This is a genomic window from Streptomyces nanhaiensis, from assembly GCF_046614825.1.
GTDB lineage: Bacteria > Actinomycetota > Actinomycetes > Streptomycetales > Streptomycetaceae > Streptomyces > Streptomyces radiopugnans.
Genome location: NZ_JBKJFM010000165.1, coordinates 1 through 12,703 on the forward strand (window position 1 = coordinate 1; position 12,703 = coordinate 12,703).

Here is a 12,703-nt window from a genome sequence, read left to right on the forward strand (position 1 = left end):
CGTCGGCCTCGTCCGTGGCGGGGTTCTCCGTGTTCTCCACGGAGGTGGTCTCGTGGCCGTCGGCGTACGCGGCGGGCGCCGCGATCAGCGCGACGGGGGCGATGACGGCCGTGGCGGCGGCGGCCGCGGCGGTGTGGCCCGCGGCGGTGTGGCCGCCGTGGAGGGCGCCGGAGAGCCCGGCGTCGGCGACGATGCGGCGGGCCTCGGCCTCGCTCAGGGCGGCGGCGGCCCGGTCGTTGCACAGCAGCCGTCCGGCCAGCGCGAGCACCCCGCCGTCACCCCGGCCGGAGCCGGCCGGGGCCGGGGAGGCGTGCCCGCCCCGGCCGCAGGAGAAGAGGAGGTGCAGGACGACCTGCCCAAGGGCCAGCAGAGCCGCGATGCCCGGCAGCGAGCGCTCGCGTCCGGCCAGCGGCACGGCGGTGGCGAGTACGGCGGCGAAGCCGGCCAGGAGCGTCCACGCCGACAGGGCCTGCCCGGCGGCGAACACGTGCCCGGCCGCGGACAGCGTGACGCAGACCGCGGCGAACACCGCGGCCCGCAGCAGTCGCAGGTCGGCGGCGGCACGCGCGACGGGGGCTCTCATGGCCGGGCCATCATCTCATCACCCCTTCGGCCGCGACACGGGGCACCCTCCCAACGCGGTTGACAACCGGACGAGGGGATCACCTCGTACATTTTCCGTACATTGCGGAACTCTTCGGGTCCGCCGAATGAGGGGTAGCGTGCCGCCGCCGTGCTTACCGCCGCCGCCCCGGGCAATACGTATGCGTATGTCGAGCCGCAGCCAGGAGGCTGAGCATGAGCATCTGGTGGTCCCTCCACTTGCGGCGCGAGGCTGCGAGCGTCCCGCTCGCCCGGCGGCTCCTGCTCGGGGCGATGGAGACGGCGGGGGTCGACCCCGACGTCTCCTACGACCTGTCCGTCGCGCTCTCCGAGGCCTGCGCCAACGCGGTCGAGCACGGCGGCCCCGGGAGCGGGGGGCCGGCGGGTGCCGGGGAGTACCACGTGACGGCGTACATCGATGACGACATGTGCCGCATCGAGGTGACCGATCACGGACCGGGCTTCGTGGACGGGTACCGCAGCGCGCCCCGCGCCGCGAACGCCGACACGATCACTGACACGGCCGACGAGACGGCCGATGACAGGACCGGTACGAACAGCGCGGCGGACCTCGACACGGCGACCGCCTTCGGGCCGTTGTTCGCCAGAAGCGCGGGTCCGGCCCGCGACGGGTTCCGCGAGGGGGCGCGCGACGGGGCCCACACCGACGAGCACGGCCGGGGCCTGTTCCTGATCGAGGCCCTCGCCGATCACGTCGACTTCCGCAACCGCCCGGGGGACGGCGCCATGGTCTGCTTCGACAAGCTCCTCAAGTGGCGGGAGGACTCGCTGCTGAGGGCGTCCTGACGGGCCCGGCGGCCGGTTCCGCGGCAGATCCCGCGACCCGTCCCGCGGCAGGGGTCCAGGCCTGTCCCGCGGCAGGGCCTGTCCCGCGGCAGGGCGGGGCCCGCGCACCGTGGCGGGCGTTCCGGGGCGGTACTACCGTTACCGCCGGAAACCCCCCACGGCTGAAGGGAGAACCCACCATGGGAAACCCCCTCTCGACGCGCCTCTTACGAGCCCTGCGAGGACCGGCGGCCCTCCTGCTGACGGCCGGCCTGCTGGCGGCCGGCGCCACCACCCCCACCCGCGCCGCACAGTCCCCCGCCCCCGGACCCGCCACCTCCGCCGCGGACGACACCCCCGCCGAGCCCTCCGCCGCGCCCTCCGGACTGTCCGTGGCGCCGAAGACCGGCGCCGACGGGCGGCGCACCTGGGTCTTCCGCGACTCCCACGGCCGCGAGACCACCCTGCGCGGCTTCAACGTCTCCGGCAGCACCAAGCTCTACGAGAACGGCCTGCTGCCGTTCCGCAGCACCGCGGACGCCGCCCGGTCGGCACAGGCGATGCGCGACCTGACCGGCGCCAACGCCGTCCGCTTCCTGATCACCTGGGAGGGCGTGCAGCCCGCGCCGGACCGCATCGACACCGGCTGCCTGGACCGGGCCGCCGCGCAGATCCGCGAGTTCACCGACCGCGGCTTCCACGTCCTGCTCGACTACCACCAGGACCTGTACTCCTCGCACCTGTTCCACCAGGGCAGCTGGTACACCGGCGACGGCGCGCCGAAGTGGGTCGTGGACGGCGGCGGCTACCCCCGGGAATCCTGCGGCGTGTGCGTGATGTGGGGGCAGAACATGCTCACCAACAAGGCGGTGCGGCAGGCCGCGTACGACTTCTGGCACAACCGCACGATCACCACCGAGGCGGGCGAGGTCGCCGTCCAGGACGCCTACCTGCACCAGGCGAAGGCCGCCATGAACCATCTGCGCCGCGTCCTGCCGCCGTCCTCCTTCCGCGCGATCGCCGGCTTCGACGCGTTCAACGAGCCCTACGACGGCGGGCTGGACGGGGCCACCGGCGCGCGCTGGGAGAAGGACCTCCTGCTCCCCTTCCACCAGCGCTTCCGGGCCGCGATGGACGAGGCGGGCTGGCGGGACAAGCCGCTGTTCGCCGAGCCGCTGGTGTTCTGGAACACCGGCTTCCTGGAGCAGGGCGGCTTCACCGGGACCGGCCCCCTCGGCCCCCGCTACGTCTTCAACAGCCACTACTACGACGGCGCCCGTATGACGGTCGACCCCACCCCGGCCGGCGACGGGACCTACGCCGCCGCGACCGGCCGCATCCGGGACCGCGCCGCCGAACTGGCAACGGTCCCCTTCGTCTCGGAGTTCGGCCACCGGATGACGGGCTGGGGCAGCGACCGCGGCCCGTGGATGACGCGGGCGATGTACCAGGGCATGGACCACGGCACCAGGGGCGCCGGATGGTGGGAGGACCCCGCCGCCTCCGGGGACGTGCTCTCGGGCACCCACTGGCACTGGGACGTCTACAGCGGGCGGCACCGCGAGGCGATGAACGGGAACCCGGACAGGATCCTCACCGAGGGCGACGCCTGGAACGACGAGGACCACTCCGTCGTCACCTCCGCCGACGACGGCACCGTGCGGCTCCGCCTCGACCGCCGCGCCCTGGACCGGCTCTACCCCACCGCCGTGTCCGGCGACACCCTCGCCTTCGCCTACGAGGACATGGCCCGCTCCGGTTACGCCGAGGAGGGCGGGGACGCCGGTGGTGGGGACGCCGGCGGCCGGGAGGAGGCATGGCTGCGCCCGCCGTCCCGACTGCCCGGCGTCGCCGGGCTGCTGGAGGGCGGCCGGCAGTTCGGGGTGCTGGTCTGGCGGAGCTCGCCGGACACGGCCGGGGCGCCGACCGCCCTCCACCTGCCCGCCTCCTTCCGGCCCGCGGACACCCTGGTCGTGAGCGATGTGGCGTCGGTGCGCGGCCTGCCCGACTCCGGCTCCGGATCGGGCCCGGTCTCCGTGGACCGGGAGGAGGGCTCGGCCACGGCGAACCGCCTGCTGATCGAGCCCGCCGGCGGCGACGGGGTGCACGTCGCGCTCGTCGTCGGATCCGGCGCGGACGAGGTCTCGGAGGCGGAACTGTCCGCCGCGGCCCGCGAGCTCACCGACTGGAAGGAGGCCGCCTTCGGCTGACCCCGCCCGAGGCCGCACCGAGCCGGTCCCGGGCCGGCACCGAGCCGGACCCGAGCCGCAGCCCTCGCCGGCGCTTCGACGGCCCCCGCCGGGCCGGTACGCCCGTACCGGCCCGGCGGGGACGGCCGTACGTCAGCCCCGCAGGCGCGCCATCCACGCCTCGACCTCGTCCGAGCGGCGCGGCAGCGCGGCGGAGAGGTTCCGGTTGCCGTCCTCGGTGACGAGGATGTCGTCCTCGATGCGCACGCCGATGCCCCGGTACTCCTCGGGCACCGTCAGATCGTCCTCCTGGAAGTACAGGCCCGGCTCCACCGTCAGGCACATGCCCGGCTCCAGCGTGCCCTCGGCGTACGCCTCGCGGCGCGCCGCGGCGCAGTCGTGGACGTCCATGCCGAGCATGTGGCCGGTGCCGTGCAGCGTCCAGCGGCGCTGGAGGCCCAGCTCCAGCACCCGCTCGACCGGACCCTCCAGCAGGCCCCACTCCACCAGCCGCTCCGCCAGCACGCGCTGCGCGGCCTGGTGGAAGTCCAGGTACTTCGCGCCCGGCTTCACCGCCGCGATGCCCGCCTCCTGCGCGTCGTACACGGCGTCGTAGATCTTCCGCTGGAGGTCGGTGAAGCGGCCGTCGACGGGCATGGTGCGGGTGACGTCGGCGGTGTAGAGGGTGTGGGTCTCCACGCCCGCGTCCAGCAGCAGCAGGTCGCCGGAGCGGACGGGGCCGTCGTTGCGCACCCAGTGCAGGGTGGTCGCGTGCGGTCCGGAGGCGCAGATCGATCCGTAGCCGACGTCGTTGCCCTCCACCCGGGCGCGCAGGAAGAAGGTGCCCTCGATGTAGCGCTCGGAGGTGGCCTGCGCCCTGTCCAGCACGCGGACGACGTCCTCGAAGCCGCGCACGGTCGAGTCCACGGCCTTCTGCAGCTCGCCGATCTCGAAGTCGTCCTTGACCAGGCGCATCTCGGAGAGGAAGACCCTCAGCGCCTCGTCGCGCTCTGCGGTGGTCTTGTCGGCGAGGGCGGCCTCGACGCCCGCGTCGTGGCCGCGCACCACGCGCACGTCGCCGGAGGCCTCGCGCAGCACGCCGGCGACGGTGCGCACGTCCTCGCAGGGCATGCCGTAGAGCTTCGCGGCCTCGGTGAGGCTGTTGCGGCGGCCCACCCACAGCTCGCCCTGGCCGTCCAGCCAGAACTCGCCGTTCTCCCGGTCGGAGCGGGGCAGCAGGTACAGCACGCTGTCGTGGCCGCCGTCCGCCCTCGGCTCCATGACCAGGACGCCGTCCTCGGTCTGGTCGCCGGTGAGGTAGGCGTACTCGACGGAGGCGCGGAAGGGGTAGTCGGTGTCGTTCGAGCGGGTCTTGAGGTTGCCCGCGGGGATCACCAGGCGCTCGCCGGGGAAGCGGGCGGAGAGCCGCGCGCGCCGCTCGGCGGTGTGCGCGGCCTGCGGGACGGGTTCGAGGTCGCGCAGCTCGGTGTCGGCCCAGCCGGTCTTCATGTTCTCGGCGAGCTCGTCGGAGACGCCCGGGTACAGGCCGTTCTTCCGCTGCTTGATCGGCTCGCCCTCGGGCTCGGGCTCTACGGCCACGGCCGCCTCGTCCGGGGTCTCCGGCGTCTGCTGGTCAGCCACGTCGCTGCCTCCTCCTGGTGGTGGTGTGGGCCGGGTGAGGGCCGCCTCCCATCGTAGGTCCGGCCTGCTCGGGGCGGCCGGGGCCTGTGGACAGACCTCCGGACAGACCTCCGGACAGGGCCTGGACGGGGCCTGGACGGGGCCTGGACGGGGCTCAGAAGCGGGCGGCCAGCAGCACGATGTCCTCGGCGGCCCCCGCGGCCCCGGCATCCCGGGTGTCCCCGCCGCCCCCGCCGCCGTCCGCACCGCACCGCTCGCCGGGCAGCACCGAGCGCAGCAGGTGGTCCAGCAGCGCGTCGGGGTCGGCGCGTACGGCCGGGGCGGCGGCGAGGGCCGCGGCCCGGAGCCGGGCGAAGGCGCGGTCCAGAGGCTCGCCGGTGCGGTGCAGCAGGCCGTCGCTGTAGAGCAGGAGCGTTTCCCCGGGGGCCAGGTCCACCTCGACGCTGGGCGCCTCCCAGCAGGCGAGCATGCCCAGCGGCGCGGAGACCGCGGTCTCGACGACCTCGGTGCGCTCCGGCCCGACGATCAGCGGCGGGCAGTGACCGGCCCCGGCCAGCACGACCCTGGTGCCCGCCTCCGGACCGCCCGCGGCGGACGGGGAGCGCTCGGCGTACCCGAACAGCGCGGTCGCCGACCGGGCCGGCTCGGTCAGCCGCAGCAGCAGTTCCAGGTCGGACAGGACCGCGACCGGGTCCTCGCCCTCCATCACCGCGTACGCCCGCATCGAGGCCCGCAGCCGTCCCATCGCGGCCAGCGCGTCCGGGCCGGACCCGGTGACCCCGCCCACGCACAGCCCCAGCGCCCCCTCGGGCAGCGGCAGCGCGTCGTACCAGTCGCCGCCGCCGCGCGGCCCGGTGCGGTGCCGTACCGCCAGCCGCACCCCCGGCACCCGCGGCAGCCGGGCGGGCAGCAGCCCCTCGCGCACGGTGTCCACCGCGGAGCGGGCGCGGGCGAGGTCCACCTGGCGGGCGATGTGCTCGGCGGCGTGCCGCACGTACAGGCCGAGCAGATGGCGCTGGCGCTCGGTGGGCCGCGCGGGCTCGTCGTACAGCCAGACGGCGGCGCCCACCCGCCCGGTGCTCCGCGCGGTCAGCTGGACGGCGTGGCTGGCGGCGTAGCCGAGGCGGGCGGCGACCTCGCGGTGGCGCGGGTCGAGGTCCTCGTCCCGGGCGATGTGGGGGTGGGTGATCTCCCGGAGGCCCCAGGGGCCTCCGGCGCCCGCGTCCCCGGCGCCCGCCGCGCCCGCAGCGTTCTCGGGGTTCTCGGGGTTCTCGGCGTTCTCGGCGTTCCCGTCGCCGGTCCCGGGGAGGCCGTCGAGGAGGCGCGCGTAGGAGGCCGAGTCGCGCGGGACGGTCTCGATGTGGCCGAGGTCCGCAGCTCCCAGGCCGAGCCCGACGGTGGTGTCGGGGCCGAGCCCGTCGGCCGGCTCCAGGGCGATCAGCCCGCGCCGGGCGCCCACGAGGGCGGCTCCGGCGCGCAGCGCCTCGTGCACCGCGTCCTCCAGGGTGTCGGTGCGCACCAGGCGTTCGGTGAGGTCGTGGAGGGTGGTGAGGTCGGAGATCCACCCGGCGAGGCGGTCCTGGACGGCCGCGAGCCGCTCGACGGGCCGTGCGAGGGCGGGGTCGTCGACGGCCGGGTGCCGGGGGGAGGGGGCGGGCTGCCGGTGGGGCGCGGCCGCCGCGGACGGAACAGTGTGCTGGGGAAGGGGCGAAGTCGATTCGATTCCGGCCAGTTTCGGCGGCTGCTGGGCGCTCATGGGCGGCTGCCCTCAGTGCGGGCCGGCGTCGTCAATAGCATCGCAAACCCCCATGTCGTGCTGCTCCGCTATCAATGTCTTCAGGTGTACACGCCCTGATAACGGGTGTCCAGCATCACCCCGGCAGGCCGCGGACGTACCCGCCGACCGGTTCCGGGGCCGGGCCCGCCGGACGCCCCCGGAAGGTCCGGAGGCGTCATGGGGGTGGCCACAACCTTGGCCGAAAACGTACCCTGTGCCGGGCGGTGCGCGGTCGACTGGCCCTCGGTGCGGCAGCGCGTCATCACGATTGACGTGGGTACACGGTTACCTACGGCACGAGGGATCGGGCGGACGAGCAGCGGCCGGGCTCCGCCGGAACCCGGCGAGGGGCCCGTGCGTCCCACGCAGTGGGAACGAGGCGCGTCGTCGTACGCGCCGAGAGGACCGGAGCACGGCAGGCAGAGGCCCACCGGGCGGTACGGCGGTACGGGCGAGCACGACACGGGCGTCGCCCGGAGCGTGCCGTCGCGCCGCGTTCCGCGCTCGGTCCGAGAACGCCCCGGCCACGGCCGCGGAGAGCAACACGGTGACGTACTGCCCGGTGGCCCGGGCGCGGTCACACGAGATCCACAGGTGTACAGGTGTAAGGGACCGGAAGACCGTGATCGGCCTTCGGTCCTGCTGAGTCCTTGTCGATGTACTTGTCGATCCATGGCGTTACGGAAAGGAACGAGCGCTGATGCGCGAGATCCTCGGAAGGCGACGCATGACCCGCTGGGCGCTGCGCGACGCGGCGCTCGTCTGCGCGACACGGTGGGGGTGGCCCGTGCTGCCCGGTGTGGCGCCGCGGGAGTCCAGGCGCCTGACCGCACGCCAGTCGGGGCAGCCGCGGGGGCGCTGCTCCTGTCCCCGGCCCGACTGCGTGGTGCCCGGCGCCCACCCCTTCGACCCCGAACTGCCGGCGGCGACCACCGACGAGCGCATGGTGCGCTGGTGGTGGACCAACCGCCCCGACGCGCCGGTCCTGCTGGCCACCGGCGGCCGCGCCCCCTGCGCGCTGAGCCTCCCGGCCGCCGCGGGCGCCCGGGCGCTGGAGGAGTTCGACCGGCTCGGGCTGCGCACCGGCCCGGTGATCGCGAGCCCGACCCGCTGCACGCTGCTGGTCGCGCCGTACGGCCTCGAGGAGCTGGGCGAGCTGCTCCACGCCCAGGACTGGGTGCCCAGTTCGCTGCGGTTCCACAGCGGGGGCGGCTACGTCGCCCTGCCGCCGTCGCGCACCGGCGCGGGGCAACTGCGCTGGGAGCGCCCGCCGATCGCGCTGGGCGTCGGCGCCCGCGGCACCCTGCGCGGGGGCGGTGTGCCGTGGCTGCCGAGGATGGAACCTCTGGTGGACGTGCTGGTGCGGGCGAGCGCGGCCGTCCCGGAGACGGGCAGCCGGCTGGCGTACTGACGGGCGGCGGGCCGCCGTACGGTGCACCGCCGTACGACGGGCTGCGGGCCGGGGCCCGCAGCTCCGGCTCCCGTCCGATCCCCTGTCCGGTCCACTCTTACGGGTGGCGGTGCGCCGGAGTTGGAGGGAAACGGGCGTTCCGTCCGCCGGGCGCCTTCTCCGTGCCGATATGTTCGGGCTGCCGAAGACCCCCTTCCCTCCAGCGAGTTGCAGGTGGACCGCCATGCCCGAGCCGCAGCAGCGCGCCCCGGACCTCCGTGTGACCGCGCTCGTCGCCGGCATCGCGCTCGCGGCGGCCCTGCCGCTCGCCGCCGCGACCGCCGGGCCGGGCGAGCCGCGTCCGGACGACGGGCGTACGACCGCCGCCACCTCCTCCTCCACCTCCACGGCCGCCGCCCCCGGGGAGCCGCGTCCGGAGCCGGCGCCCGGGACCGACCGCTCCCCGCTCCCCCTCCCGCACGGGCTCCTCTCCCCCAGAGCGTCCGGCCCGTCCGGTGCGGACCTGCCGGAGACCTCCGCCGTCTGCGGCCCCCGGGCCGTGTCCCCGCAGGGCGTACGGGCGCAGACCTGCGTCCTGACGCGGGACGGCGCCGTCTGGGGGCGGATGTACCACCGGAACACCACGGGTGAGGCGCTGTACGGCGCCCTGAGCCTGCTCGGCCCCGGCGGGCGCGCGGTCACCGCGCCCTGCGAGCTGCCCCCGGACGACCGGGCGGGCGTGTGCGACACCCCGCAGCGGCGCGCGGAGCGGAAGGCTTCGGCCGGTGAGCCGCCGTACACGGCGGTGGCGGAGATCGCGGCACCGGACGGTGGGGGGCTGCTGCTGCGTTCCGGAAGCGAAACCGGCGGCGAAACCGGCGGCGCCGGGGATGCCGGCGGTACCGGAGGCGCCGGGGACGGCGATGGCGCCCGGGACGCCGACCCCATGTGGAAATAGGGGAGTTGAGCGGCCGCCCGCACGCGCCGAACCCATATGCGGAAGTGCGGGCATGAAAAGACCCGGTCGCTGGCGACGGGGGATGCACCAGCGACCGGGCTGAAAGAACCGTAACAAGTAACGGCCCGTTCGCAAATTCCACCGACCTCTTCCGGCCGTCGATCTACCTGCGGGTACGTCCCGTTGTGACGGGAATCACTTGCCTTTTTCTTCCCGTACTCGCCGGAATTCGTCTGTCAGTTGAGAGTGATCTGGCGATTTGTGAATCCACTGCGAGCCCGGCGCTCCTCCGCGGTGAGAGGATCGGTGGTCTCCAGCGCCTCGGCGAGCCGTTCGGCGAAGGCCGCGGCAGGCTTCTCGCACTCCTGTGCGCCCATCGCGCTCGGCAGGTCCCACACCGGGACCATCAGGCCGTGCGCCCGGAAGGAACCGACCAGCCGCGTGCCCTCGCCCAGCGACGACGCCCCCGCCGCGTGCAGCCGGGCGAGCGCGTCCAGCAGCCGCTCCTCCGGGTGCGGCATGACCCAGCGCAGGTGGTTCTTCTCCGGGGTCTCGCACCAGTACGCGGCCTCCACCCCCTCCAGCCGGGCGGTCGGCAGGGCGGCGGAGTTGGCGCGCTCCAGCGAGGCGGCGACCTCCGGGCTCTGGTTGCCGGCGTCCTCCACCCAGAACTCGAAGCCGCTGTGCACCTCGGGCACGAAGGGCGCGTCGAGGTCCAGCAGGTCCTGCAGGCGCGGGGCGTCGGCGGGGATGCGCTCGGCGGCCACCGGGGTGCCCGGCTTCGCCGTCAGGGCCCGCCGCAGCACGTCGGCCAGATCGCGGCTGATGTCGCCGGAGGGGGTGTCGTTCTGCACGCCCAGCAGCACGGCACCGTTGTCGCGGCGCAGCGCGGGCCAGGCCATCGGCAGGACGGTGGCCAGCGTCACCGAGGGGACGTCCTCGGGCAGGCCCTCCCTCAGCTTCAGCGGCACCGTCGCGGCGGGCACCAGCTCGCGCAGCGCCACCCAGTCGCACTCCCCGGGCAGTCCCTCGAACGGGCGGCGCACCAGCTCGGTCACCGCCTGCGCGGCGGCGCGCCCGTGGCAGGCCTTGTAGCGGCGGCCGGATCCGCAGGGGCAGGGCTCGCGGGCGCCGACGACGGGGATCTCACCGTCGGCGAGCTGCGGCTTGGCGGCCTTGGTCTGGGGTCGGCGCTTCTTGGCCATGGGGTGGGGTCTCCCGGTCGTACGGACGCTGTCGGCGCGAGCCTAGCCCTTGGGGCCGCGGCGGCACGCGTACGCGGGAGAGACCACCCGGAACGGCTAAGTCAGAAGTCCTCCAGGCCCTCCAGCTCCGACAGGTCGAAGCGCATCGAGGAGGCGAACGCGTCCTTCTCGGACGGCGCCACCACCGCCCACACCGTCACCCCGCCGTGGCCGTGGCCGTGCCCGCGACCGCCCCGGTCGTCGCGCACGCCCCAGTCGCGGGCGAGTGAGGTGATGATCGACAGCCCTCTGCCGCCCCGCGCCGTCACCGACGGGTTGGACGGCCGGGGTCTGGTCGGGCCCCCGCCGTCGGTGACGGAGACGCTCACCCCTCCGTCGGAGGTGCGGCCCCAGGCCGCGCGTACGCAGTCGCTCACGCCGATCGGCCTGGCGTGCCGGTACGCGTTGCTGAGCAGTTCGGAAAGAATGAGAACCGCGTCGTCCACGACGGCTTCGGGCGTACCGGAGTCGAGGAGTTCCTCGCGCATCCGGCGCCTCGCCGCACCCACGCCCGCAGGACCGTGGGGTACGGCCATCGTCGACGACGTCGGCGCCTCCTGTGCAACCACCAACGCCACCCCCGAGACCTCCTTGTTCGCCCCACGCCACGTGATGGATGCCCTTTCGCCCGAAGGCGGAAACCGCCTGACCCGGTACCGTGACGCAGCCCTCACCGCCTGTTCACCACCGGCGGGCCCGAGTGCGCCGTGGTGCGCCTACCGGCCCCGCCCGGCTCAGTCCCGGAACATCCCGTCGAGCTGGTCCAGCACGCGCCGGGGGCGGTTGGTGATGATGGCGTCCACGCCGAGCAGCGCGCACAGCTCCACGTCGGCCGGATCGTCCACCGTCCACACGTGCACCCGGTGGCCCTCGCGGTGCGCCCACGCCACGTACTCGGGGTGGTTGCGCAGGATCCGGATGCTCGGCCCGGCGATCCCCACGCCCGGCGGCAGCCTCCCGTCGCGGTGGCGCGGCAGCAGGAACTGCATCAGGTAGACGGTGGGGATCCACGGCGCCGCCGCCCGTATCCGGTGCAGGGAGCGCGCCGAGAAGCTCATCACGCGCACGGGGATGGCCGGATCGTGGCGGGCCAGCACCCGCAGCAGTTCCTCCTCCACCTGCCCCGCCCAGCGGGTGGGGTGCTTGGTCTCGATGGCCAGCTCCACCCGGCGCCCCGCGGCGGCCTGCTCCTCCACCAGGCGCAGCAGCCGCTCCAGGGTGAGGACGGAGGTGTGCTCGCGGCTCTCGGTCTCGGGCGACTCCTCGTCGCCGAGCCGGCCCTTCCAGGAGCCGAAGTCCAGCTCGGCCAGTTCGGCCAGCTCCAGCGACGAGACGGCGCCGCGGCCGTTGGAGGTACGGTTGACGCGGCGGTCGTGGACGCAGACCAGGTGCCCGTCGGCGGTGAGCCGCACATCGCACTCCAGCGCGTCGGCGCCGTCCTCGACGGCCCTGCGGTACGCGGCCAGGGTGTGCTCGGGGGCGTCCTCGGAGGCCCCGCGGTGGGCGACGACTGAGATGGGGCGCCGGGATCCGGGCGACCCCTGGGGCTGATCAGGACTCACCGCGTTATGGTGCCACCCCGCCCCGTGCGCGGTGGCCCGGGCGTCCTTCCGGACGGGTGCGCTTACGCCGGTCTGACGTGCGGTGGGAGAAGCTTGACGCCATACACCTGAATACGCACGCCGTCCCCGGAAAGACGTGCGACTGTCGTGTACCTGAGGAGAGAGCTGTGAGCACCGAGAACGAGGGCGCCGCCGGAGAGCACGCGGCCGACGCCCCCGTGCCGCACCCGCCGGCCGACCGGTCCGCCGCGAACGGCGCCGCCGCGCCCAGGACACCGACCGACAACCCGCCGGAGGACTACGACCTCCAGGCCCCGGCCCCGGCGCCCCCGCCCGCCCCCGCTCCCGAGGCGGCGCCGAGGGACGAGTCGACGACCCTCCTGCGGAAGATCGAGCCGGAAGGCTCCGAGCCGACGGCGCAGCAGGCGGCCCAGCCCGCGCCCCCCGCCGCGCAGGGTCACGCCGCGCAGGGTCAGCCGGCCCCGCAGCCCCCGCCGCCGTCCCCGCAGGGCCACCACACCCCGCAGGACCCCTCCGCCGCGCAGCAGCAGCC

9 protein-coding genes and 2 pseudogenes are annotated in these 12,703 nt (G+C 74.9%); 5 read left to right on the forward strand and 6 right to left on the reverse strand.

Annotation, left to right across the window (positions count from 1 at the left end; genetic code table 11):
- Positions 1-583: pseudogene (locus ACLIYP_RS25835) on the reverse strand (hypothetical protein); the annotation flags it as partial.
- 215 nt (positions 584-798) lie between these two features.
- On the opposite strand from ACLIYP_RS25835, the gene ACLIYP_RS25840 reads away from it, so the two are divergent.
- Complete coding sequence (locus tag ACLIYP_RS25840; protein ID WP_412715518.1) at positions 799-1,410, forward strand: ATP-binding protein; 612 nt, start codon at positions 799-801, stop codon at positions 1,408-1,410.
- A 179-nt stretch (positions 1,411-1,589) separates the two neighbouring features.
- Positions 1,590-3,599, forward strand: coding sequence for a cellulase family glycosylhydrolase (locus tag ACLIYP_RS25845; protein ID WP_412715519.1), 2,010 nt, complete (start codon positions 1,590-1,592; stop codon positions 3,597-3,599).
- A 132-nt stretch (positions 3,600-3,731) separates the two neighbouring features.
- Here ACLIYP_RS25845 and ACLIYP_RS25850 read toward each other — a convergent pair whose 3' ends face one another.
- Together ACLIYP_RS25850 and ACLIYP_RS25855 are read right to left on the reverse strand one after the other, a co-directional pair.
- A complete protein-coding gene (locus ACLIYP_RS25850) occupies positions 3,732-5,219 on the reverse strand; it encodes an aminopeptidase P family protein (RefSeq protein ID WP_412715520.1) in 1,488 nt (495 codons plus the stop codon).
- A gap of 154 nt (positions 5,220-5,373) precedes the next feature.
- A complete protein-coding gene (locus ACLIYP_RS25855; protein ID WP_412715521.1) occupies positions 5,374-6,975 on the reverse strand; it encodes a PP2C family protein-serine/threonine phosphatase in 1,602 nt (533 codons plus the stop codon).
- A 721-nt stretch (positions 6,976-7,696) separates the two neighbouring features.
- Between ACLIYP_RS25855 and ACLIYP_RS25860 the strand changes: the two genes are divergently transcribed.
- Both ACLIYP_RS25860 and ACLIYP_RS25865 read left to right on the forward strand, forming a co-directional pair.
- A complete protein-coding gene (locus ACLIYP_RS25860) occupies positions 7,697-8,407 on the forward strand; it encodes a bifunctional DNA primase/polymerase (protein WP_093657266.1) in 711 nt (236 codons plus the stop codon).
- 223 nt (positions 8,408-8,630) lie between these two features.
- Positions 8,631-9,344, forward strand: coding sequence for a hypothetical protein (locus ACLIYP_RS25865; protein ID WP_412715522.1), 714 nt, complete (start codon positions 8,631-8,633; stop codon positions 9,342-9,344).
- Between the two features lie 236 nt (positions 9,345-9,580).
- Here the strand turns inward: ACLIYP_RS25865 and ACLIYP_RS25870 are convergent, their stop codons facing one another.
- The 3 genes from ACLIYP_RS25870 to ACLIYP_RS25880 all read right to left on the reverse strand — a co-directional run bounded on the left by ACLIYP_RS25870 (position 9,581) and on the right by ACLIYP_RS25880 (position 12,150).
- Positions 9,581-10,549 (reverse strand): DUF5926 family protein, encoded by a 969-nt coding sequence (locus tag ACLIYP_RS25870; RefSeq protein WP_412715523.1) that lies wholly within the window; start codon positions 10,547-10,549, stop codon positions 9,581-9,583.
- A gap of 101 nt (positions 10,550-10,650) precedes the next feature.
- A complete protein-coding gene (locus ACLIYP_RS25875) occupies positions 10,651-11,166 on the reverse strand; it encodes an ATP-binding protein (RefSeq protein ID WP_412715524.1) in 516 nt (171 codons plus the stop codon).
- 156 nt (positions 11,167-11,322) lie between these two features.
- A complete protein-coding gene (locus tag ACLIYP_RS25880; protein WP_412697114.1) occupies positions 11,323-12,150 on the reverse strand; it encodes a glycerophosphodiester phosphodiesterase in 828 nt (275 codons plus the stop codon).
- A gap of 167 nt (positions 12,151-12,317) precedes the next feature.
- On the opposite strand from ACLIYP_RS25880, the pseudogene ACLIYP_RS25885 reads away from it, so the two are divergent.
- A pseudogene (locus tag ACLIYP_RS25885) lies at positions 12,318-12,703 on the forward strand (hypothetical protein); the annotation flags it as partial.

Excerpts from the sequence above, each read along its gene's own strand:
- ACLIYP_RS25855 (WP_412715521.1), bottom strand. The coding sequence starts at position 6,975 with ATGAGCGCCCAGCAGCCGCCGAAACTGGCCGGAATCGAATCGACTTCG.
- ACLIYP_RS25860 (WP_093657266.1), top strand. The coding sequence starts at position 7,697 with ATGCGCGAGATCCTCGGAAGGCGACGCATGACCCGCTGGGCGCTGCGC.
- ACLIYP_RS25840 (WP_412715518.1), top strand. The coding sequence starts at position 799 with ATGAGCATCTGGTGGTCCCTCCACTTGCGGCGCGAGGCTGCGAGCGTC.
- ACLIYP_RS25865 (WP_412715522.1), top strand. The coding sequence starts at position 8,631 with ATGCCCGAGCCGCAGCAGCGCGCCCCGGACCTCCGTGTGACCGCGCTC.
- ACLIYP_RS25870 (WP_412715523.1), bottom strand. The coding sequence starts at position 10,549 with ATGGCCAAGAAGCGCCGACCCCAGACCAAGGCCGCCAAGCCGCAGCTC.
- ACLIYP_RS25845 (WP_412715519.1), top strand. The coding sequence starts at position 1,590 with ATGGGAAACCCCCTCTCGACGCGCCTCTTACGAGCCCTGCGAGGACCG.